Annotated in this window: 4 protein-coding genes and 1 pseudogene; 3 read left to right on the forward strand and 2 right to left on the reverse strand. The window is 61.5% G+C overall.

Annotated elements, in window-relative coordinates; translation table 11 throughout:
• Positions 1-425: 425 nt before the first annotated feature.
• Positions 426-1187: a DUF1013 domain-containing protein gene (locus WBB85_RS23540; protein WP_432640990.1), complete on the reverse strand. Its 762-nt coding sequence runs from the start codon at positions 1185-1187 to the stop codon at positions 426-428.
• A 125-nt stretch (positions 1188-1312) separates the two neighbouring features.
• Between WBB85_RS23540 and WBB85_RS23545 the strand changes: the two genes are divergently transcribed.
• A complete protein-coding gene (locus WBB85_RS23545) occupies positions 1313-1942 on the forward strand; it encodes a ribonuclease T2 family protein (protein ID WP_432640991.1) in 630 nt (209 codons plus the stop codon).
• Between the two features lie 23 nt (positions 1943-1965).
• Here the strand turns inward: WBB85_RS23545 and bhcR are convergent, their stop codons facing one another.
• The gene (gene bhcR / locus WBB85_RS23550; RefSeq protein WP_432640992.1) at positions 1966-2793 is read right to left on the reverse strand and encodes an HTH-type transcriptional regulator BhcR; all 828 of its coding nucleotides are present in this window, start codon (positions 2791-2793) and stop codon (positions 1966-1968) included.
• 155 nt (positions 2794-2948) lie between these two features.
• On the opposite strand from bhcR, the gene bhcA reads away from it, so the two are divergent.
• Both bhcA and WBB85_RS23560 read left to right on the forward strand, forming a co-directional pair.
• On the forward strand, positions 2949-4136 hold the full coding sequence (gene bhcA / locus WBB85_RS23555; RefSeq protein ID WP_432640993.1) for an L-aspartate--glyoxylate aminotransferase BhcA: 1188 nt from the start codon (positions 2949-2951) through the stop codon (positions 4134-4136).
• Positions 4137-4211: 75 nt separating this feature from the next.
• A pseudogene (locus WBB85_RS23560) lies at positions 4212-4370 on the forward strand (threonine/serine dehydratase); the annotation flags it as partial.

Below are 4370 nucleotides of genomic sequence, written 5' to 3' on the forward strand. Positions count from 1 at the left end.
GCTCTCGACATCTCCAAAGTGTCGGGCGGGGTCGAGGTCGAATATAACGGCCATGTCATCACCCTCGACGGCGTCTCGCTCGGCGATATCGACAAGGGCGATTTCGTCTTCGTGTGAGAAAAACCGAAAAACGGGCTGGCGCTGGCATTTGCCCGGCTCCGGCCCATTGCCGTATTTGATGCGACGTTCCTTCGCTCGGAACCGGTGCGATGCGACGGGTGGGGGTAGTGCCTTATCGTCTGACGCCCCAGGCATGCCGACGGGGCACTTTTACGCCCGGCCCACGCGGCAATTAAGCATTTCGAGTTTACGTTAAATCAGAATTCGAACCTTTTTCGTTCGAATTCCGATGCTTGTGATTTCAACCAAAACCCGAAACGCTATAGTCCGGTTACATTGTTCTGACCGGACAGACCGTCAACGCCTCAGCTGTCGTCTTCGTCATCCTCGTCGTCATCATCGCCATGTGGCAGATTGAAGAACGCATCAGCATTGGAATAATCCGCCGGGTTCTTTTCTTCCTCATCCTCGTTCTGGCTAAGCGAGAAGTTCTCAAGACCCGCGATCGCGCTCGGCATCTTCGGCTCGGACGACATGCCAAGCGACTGCTCGGTCGAGACGAGCTTGCGGCGCTCATCATCGGTCATCACAGCACCATCTGCGTTCTTCTTTTTGGCGGCTTTCTGCACGGCAGCATCCAGCTCTGATTGACGGCAGAGGCCAAGCGCCACCGGATCGATCGGCGTGATATTGTTGATGTTCCAATGCGTCCGCTCGCGTATCGTGGCGATGGTCGGCTTGGTCGTGCCCACCAGCTTGCCGATCTGGCTGTCGGCGAGTTCGGGGTGGAACTTCACCAGCCACAGGATCGCCGCCGGGCGATCCTGGCGTTTGGACAAGGGCGTATAACGCGGTCCCCGGCGCTTTTCCTCGCCCAGCGAGGCCGGGTTGAACTTCAGCTTCAGCTTGTAAGCCGGGTCCTTCTCGGCCTTGTCGATCTCGGACTGCTCAAGCTGGTTGTTGGCGACCGGGTCAAAGCCCTTGACGCCTGCGGCCACGTCGCCATCGGCGATGCCCTGCACTTCAAGCTCATGCAAACCGCAGAAATCGGCGATCTGCTTGAAGCTCAGCGTCGTATTGTCCACGAGCCAGACGGCAGTGGCCTTGGCCATCAGCGGTTTAGACATGCGGCATCTCCTTTACAAATCTCTCCCGCGCCGGGAAAACGGCTGCGACCTTTCGAGCCGCCTTTCCTCGTTTTCGGGGAAGTTCAGGGCTATATAGTCCGTCACGGGACCGGAGAAAAGAGAAAATGCGCTGGCTTGCCATCCTTGCCCTATTGCCCCTGCCCGCCCTTGCCGAAGGCGAAGCTGCGGGCGAGTTCGACTATTACGTCCTGTCGCTCTCATGGTCGCCGACCTTCTGCGCTTTGACCGGCGATGCGCGGGGCGAGGATCAGTGCGACCCGCGCCACGATCACAGCTTCACCCTGCACGGGCTCTGGCCGCAATACGAATTCGGCTGGCCCAGCTATTGCCGCACCACCGCCCGCGATCCGTCGCGGTCCGATACCAGGGCGATGGTCGATATCATGGGCTCATCGGGGCTGGCCTGGCATGAATGGAAGAAACACGGCCGCTGTTCGGGCCTCGCGGCTGACGACTATTTCACAGTCTCGCGTCTGGCATATGACAAGGTGGAAATCCCGGATGTCCTTGTCCATCTCGACCGCGACGTGAAACTGCCAACAAGCGTGGTCGAGGACGCGTTTCTTGAGGTCAATCCCGGCCTTTCCCGCACCATGATCACCATCACCTGCGAGGCGGGCCGGATTGACGAGGCGCGCATCTGCCTGACCCGCGATCTGGAGTTCCGCCCCTGCGGCGAGGATACGGTCCGCGATTGCCGGATGCAGGATGCGCTGATGGAAGCGGTGCGCTGAGAGCGCCGAGCCAGCCTGCCCCCCTACGGCACCCGTCCCCCCGTCGCCTCAGTCACCTCATCCGCCGCCTTGCGCACCAATGCACCGATCTCTGCTGTCCGGTCTTGTGTCAGCCGAAAAGCAGGACCCGACACCGAAATCCCCGCAACCGGTTCACCATGGGCGTTGAAGACCGGCGCGGCAACGCAGCGCATGCCTTCTGCCCGCTCCTCGTCATCAAGCGCGTATCCCCGTGCCCGTGTTGCAACGAGGTCTGTGCGCAAGGCGCCAACCTCCCCCAGTGAACAGGCCGTGAAACAAGGCAGTCCCTTGGCAGCGATTGCCGTGATCCGGTCCTCTGGATACCAGGCCAGAAGCGCCTTGCCGATGCCCGAGACATGCATTGGGCCAAGCGTGCCCGGCGGAAAGAAGGCGCGAATCGTTTCATGCGTCTCGACCTGGCTGAGAAACAGCACCTGATCGCGCATTTCGACGCCAAGATTTGCGGTCTCTCCCGTCGCCCGCATCAACCGGTCCATCACCTGACGTGACCGCTCCACCACCTTGGTCCGGCGCAGAAAGGCCGAGCCGACACGGAACGCCCCGCCGCCGACATGCCAAAGCTGGCCCGGCTCTTCCATCTCGGCAAAGCTATGGGTCTGGAACGTGGTCATGACCCGGTACACCGTCGGCGCTGACTGACCTGTCCGGGCCGCCAGTTCCGACAGGGTCAGCCCGCCCGCCTCACTGACTGCGGTCAGGATCATCAGCGCCCGGTCGAGCGACTGGATCGTGTTTTCGGCGGTCTTGTCATGGAAGCTTTTCGGGCGGCCACGGGGGCGGGATTCGGCCATGACATTTCCTTTCTGCATGATTTCGAAAAATGTTTTCGCTAAATGAAAAACGAATTTCTTTTTAGATTCAATAAAAAAAGTGGCTTTTTCACAATATGAAAAACTAATTCGAAAAAATTGAAGTGCAATGCGATCCGGGATTAGGCTGCTAGCATCCCTGCAGCGAGGCCCCCATGTCCTTCCAGAATCCGGTTTTCATCCCCGGCCCGACCAATATCCCCGAGGCGATCCGCAAGGCCTGCGACATGCCGACGATCGACCACCGCTCGCCCCTGTTCGGTGAAATCCTGCACCCCGCGCGGGCGAATGTGCGGAAGGTGCTGCGCTCGGAGACGGCCGAGATATTCTTCTTCCCCTCCACCGGCACCGGCGGCTGGGAAACCGCTTTGACCAATACACTCTCGCCCGGCGACAAAGTGCTGGCGGCGCGAAACGGCATGTTCTCCAACCGCTGGATCGACATGTGCCGCCGCCACGGGCTGGAGGTCGAGGTGGTCGAAACGCCCTGGGGCGAAGGTATTCCCGCCGATAGGTTCGCGGCGATCCTGAGCGCCGACAAGCACCACACGATCAAGGCGGTCCTCGCAACGCACAACGAAACCGCAACCGGGGTTCGATCTGACATCGCGGCGGTGCGGCGGGCGATTGATGCGGCGGGCCATCCCGCGATGCTCTTCGTCGATGGCGTCTCCTCCATCGGCTCGATGGAGTTCCGCATGGACGATTGGGGCGTCGATATCGCCGTGACCGGCAGCCAGAAAGGCTTCATGCTGCCCGCGGGCCTCGCGATCCTCGGCTTTTCTGAAAAGGCGATGGACGCGGGCAAGACGGCCACCCTCCCCCGCACCTTCTTCGACATCCGCGACATGGAAAAAAGCTATGCCGCGAACGGATTTCCCTATACGCCGCCGGTCGGCCTTCTGAACGGGCTGAAACTGGCCAGCGACATGCTGCTGTCCGAGGGGCTCGACACTGTCTTCGCCCGTCACCACCGCATCGCCGAGGGCGTGCGTCGGGCCGTCCACGCCTGGGGCCTGACGCTCTGCGCCGCCTCGCCCGATCTCTGGTCCGATACGGTCAGCGCCATCCGCACGCCAGAGGGCTTCAACGCCACCGCCATCGTCGAAAGGGCCGCCAAAGAATATGGCGTCGCCTTCGGCACCGGCCTGGGAGAGGTCGCCGGAAAGGTCTTCCGCATTGGCCATCTGGGCTCGATGACCGATGTCATGGCACTTTCGGGCATCGCGGCGGCCGAAATGGTCATGGCCGATCTGGGCCTGCCGATCCGCCTCGGCGCCGGAGTTGCCGCCGCGCAGGACTGGTACCGCCACGGCGCGCCCGCGAAACAGGCCGCCGCCTGACGCCCCCCTCCCCATCCCTCCCCCACAAGGGGGGAGGGAGCTGCCCTGCCGCACTGTTTGCCCAATGAGGTGAAGATGTACATCCCGACCTATCAGGACATGCTGGACGCGCATGAACGCATCAGGTCTCATATCCGCCGCACGCCGGTCCGGACCTCGGACTACCTGAATGAGCTTGCAGGCTGCCAGCTCTTCTTCAAATGCGAGAACTTTCAGGAACCCGGCGCCTTCAAG

It is taken from the genome of Albidovulum sp. (genome assembly GCF_049646345.1).
Classification (GTDB): Bacteria; Pseudomonadota; Alphaproteobacteria; order Rhodobacterales; family Rhodobacteraceae; genus Albidovulum.

Excerpts from the sequence above, each read along its gene's own strand:
- WBB85_RS23545 (WP_432640991.1), top strand. The coding sequence starts at position 1,313 with ATGCGCTGGCTTGCCATCCTTGCCCTATTGCCCCTGCCCGCCCTTGCC.
- bhcR (WP_432640992.1), bottom strand. The coding sequence starts at position 2,793 with ATGCAGAAAGGAAATGTCATGGCCGAATCCCGCCCCCGTGGCCGCCCG.
- bhcA (WP_432640993.1), top strand. The coding sequence starts at position 2,949 with ATGTCCTTCCAGAATCCGGTTTTCATCCCCGGCCCGACCAATATCCCC.
- WBB85_RS23540 (WP_432640990.1), bottom strand. The coding sequence starts at position 1,187 with ATGTCTAAACCGCTGATGGCCAAGGCCACTGCCGTCTGGCTCGTGGAC.